General features: G+C 63.9%; 4 protein-coding genes. 1 reads left to right on the forward strand and 3 read right to left on the reverse strand.

Annotated elements, in window-relative coordinates:
• From Q0L57_RS03140 to Q0L57_RS03150, 3 genes are all read right to left on the reverse strand, one after another.
• Nucleotides 1-610: SDR family oxidoreductase (locus tag Q0L57_RS03140; RefSeq protein ID WP_296737781.1), on the reverse strand; the 610-nt coding region annotated here is incomplete at its 3' end.
• 108 nt (nucleotides 611-718) lie between these two features.
• A complete protein-coding gene (locus tag Q0L57_RS03145) occupies nucleotides 719-1,657 on the reverse strand; it encodes a J domain-containing protein (RefSeq protein ID WP_296737783.1) in 939 nt (312 codons plus the stop codon).
• Nucleotides 1,658-1,805: 148 nt separating this feature from the next.
• Complete coding sequence (locus Q0L57_RS03150; RefSeq protein WP_296737784.1) at nucleotides 1,806-2,270, reverse strand: RT0821/Lpp0805 family surface protein; 465 nt, start codon at nucleotides 2,268-2,270, stop codon at nucleotides 1,806-1,808.
• Between the two features lie 40 nt (nucleotides 2,271-2,310).
• Here Q0L57_RS03150 and Q0L57_RS03155 point away from each other — a divergent pair.
• Nucleotides 2,311-2,650, forward strand: a 340-nt coding sequence (locus tag Q0L57_RS03155; RefSeq protein WP_296737786.1) for a pyridoxal 5'-phosphate synthase, incomplete at its 3' end; no start/stop codon positions are given.

The raw sequence follows: 2,650 nt of genomic DNA on the forward strand, positions 1-2,650 counted from the left end.
CGATGCCGGAAGCCGCGAGCGTCTTGATCGGGCCCGCCGAGATCGCGTTGACGCGGATCTTCTTGGCGCCGAGGTCGACAGCGAGATAGCGCACGCTGGCTTCCAGCGCCGCCTTGGCGACGCCCATGACGTTGTAGTGCGGCATCACCTTCTCGGCGCCGTAATAGGTCAACGTCAAAAGCGAACCGCCCTCGCTCATCAGCGGCTCGGCACGCTTGGCGATGGTGGTGAAGGAAAAGACCGAGATGTCCATGGTGCGCAGGAAATTGTCGCGCGTCGTCTCGACATAGCGGCCGGTCAATTCGTCCTTGTCCGAGAAAGCGATGGCGTGGACGAGGAAGTCGAGCTTGCCCCAGTGCTTGGCGATATCGGCAAAGACGGCGTCGAGGCTTTCCGGGTCGGTCACGTCGCAATGGCCCGCGACATGCGCGTTGAGTTCGGCCGCGAGCGGCTCGACGCGCTTCTTGAAGGCCTCGCCCTGATAGGTCAGAGCGATCTCGGCGCCGTGATCGGCGCAAGCCTTGGCGATGCCGAAAGCGATCGACCGATTGTTGGCGACGCCCAGGATCAGGCCCCGCTTACCGGCCATCAGGCCCTGTCCACCTGCCATGTGCAAGCTCTCCGCAAGAATATCTGCTTTGTGGAGAGCCCTATCGCACAGGCACAAAGCCCCTTCAAGCGCCCAAAAGACACTGCAACAGGAACAAAATTCCCTTGATCAGCCTTTTTGACGGCGCATCAGGGCCTCAAGCTCGGCATCGCCGCCCTCCGGCAGCATCAACCGCACATGGGCGTAGAGATCGCCATGGCCGCCGGCTTTTTCCGGCAGGCCCCTGCCCTTCAGGCGCAGCACCTTGTCCGAGCTCGACCATGCAGGCACGTTGACTGCGAGCTTGCCGGTCGGTGTTTCGACCGCCACCTTGGCGCCGAGCACCGCGTCGGTCAGATCGACGGGCAGATCGACATGCAGGTCGCGCCCCTCGATGCGGTAGCGCGAATGGCGGCGGATGTGGATCTTGACCAGCGCGTCGCCTGGCTGGCCCGGACCCTGCTCGCCCTGGCCCTTCAGACGGATCGTCTGGCCGTCCTCGACATAGGCCGGCAGCTTGACCGCCACCTTGCGACCGTCGGGGAACATCGCCGTCACCTTGTCGGCGATGGCGGCTTCCTCGACGCTGATGTCCATGGTGACGTTGAGATCGGCCGCCTGGGCCGGCTGGCGGCGGTCGCCTGCTCCGGCTCCCCTTGGGCCTGCCCCGCGGGCGCCAAAGGCGTCGCCGAAGATCTGGCTGAAGATATCGCTGTTGCCGTCGAACGGATCGCCGCCCGGACGTCCGGTGCGGAATTCGAAATGCGCGCCGCCCGGGCCCTGCTGACGGCGGAAGCCCCCGAACGGATCGCCGCCCGCCGCGCCCTCGAAGCCGTGGAATTTCGGCTTACCCTCGGCGTCGATCTCGCCGCGATCGTAAGCGCCGCGCGTCTTCTCGTCACCCACGACTTCGTAGGCCTGGTTGACGGCGGCAAAACGGTCCTTCGCCTTGGGATCATCCGGGTTCTGGTCCGGATGATGCTTCTTGGCGAGCTTACGGTAGGCCGATTTTATGTCCTTGGCCGATGCGTTCTTGGCAACGCCCAGCACCTCATAGGGGTCGCGCATGCTTCCTGCCTGCAAGAGAGAATGGATTTGTGGTCGCTCCCTATATGCGCTCGCATAGGAAGAAATTCCAGTGGCGCAAGAGGGATTGATCTTCGAAAGTTGGAACGCGTCCCCAAGTCAGAGCGCCCCTTGGGTCAGGGTGCCGCCGTCAGAGTGCCTTGAATTCCTGCATGCGCCAGCCGCCGGCGCCGGCAAGGCAGAGTTCACCCTTGTAGAGGGCAACGCCGTCAAAGCTTTCGCGCGTGGCGCTGAAGCGGCGACAGGTCAGGCCGCCATCCTTAAGTTCCACCAGTTCGGTGATCGCGCCGCGCGACCCGGTGCCTGCGTTTGCCCATGGCACCGGCTGGCCGCCAAGCTCCTTGATGTCGGCGGAGGAAACGGCATTGCCGATGGTGGTCTGGTCGGAGTCCTTGTCGGCCGCCGCCGGGGCGGCAGGCGAGGCCGGCATGCTGGAGGTGATGATAGAGCGGTCGACATCGGCCTTTTCCAGGCTGAAGCCGCCGGCGCCGCAGGCGGCAAGCGGCAGCGCCAATGTCACGACCACAGCCTTGACGCTGGCCGAAGCGATAACGCCCCATTGCCTGCTGTCAAAAGCTTGCGCGATACGCGACAATCGGCGAACTCCTCCCGCAACGGTAAAAATTCGGAAAACTATGAACGAAACCGGGTTAACAAGCAGTGACTTCACCGAAGCCTCTGAGCCGTTCAGGCTCTTTGCCGCATGGCTGGAGGACGCCACCAAAAGCGAGCCCAACGATCCCAACGGCGTCGCCCTGGCGACCGTCGACGCGGACGGCATGCCGGATGTGCGGATGGTGCTGCTCAAGGGGTTCGACGAAAAGGGGTTTGTCTTCTACACGAATTTCGAGAGCGCCAAGGGCCGCGAGATTCTTGGCAGCATGAAGGCGGCGATGTGCTTCCACTGGAAATCGCTGCGCCGCCAGGTGCGCATACGCGGCCCGGTGGAGATCGTCAGCGACGCCGAGGCCGACG

This window comes from Mesorhizobium sp. (genome assembly GCF_024509055.1).
Lineage (GTDB): Bacteria > Pseudomonadota > Alphaproteobacteria > Rhizobiales > Rhizobiaceae > Mesorhizobium.